This is a genomic window from Olleya sp. Ti.3.14 (genome assembly GCF_038154885.1).
Lineage (GTDB): Bacteria > Bacteroidota > Bacteroidia > Flavobacteriales > Flavobacteriaceae > Olleya.
In genome coordinates, this window is sequence record NZ_JBAKAO010000056.1 from 1 (window position 1) to 300 (window position 300).

Here is a 300-nt window from a genome sequence, read left to right on the forward strand (position 1 = left end):
CTTATGTAGATTTTTCTTACACCATACCTGTAGGAACAGGAACTAAATTAGCGTTTGGATTAAAAGCAGGAGCCACGTTTCATGACATTGGATTAGCAGGATTAGATTTAATAGATGCTAATGATCCTTTTTTCTCAGAAAACATTAATGAAGTTACTCCAAATATTGGAGCTGGATTATATTTTTACAAACCAAGTAAGTTTTATATTTCTGCCTCTATGCCTAACATTTTAAACTCTGTGCATTTAGATGCAAATGGCTTTAAAATAGGATCAGAGACGCAACACTTTTTTGGAGCAG

At 33.7% G+C, this 300-nt stretch carries 1 protein-coding gene; it reads left to right on the forward strand.

The features are described 5' to 3' along the window. The coding region (locus V6251_RS15260) for a type IX secretion system membrane protein PorP/SprF (protein WP_341589014.1) at positions 1 to 300 on the forward strand (300 nt) is incomplete at both ends.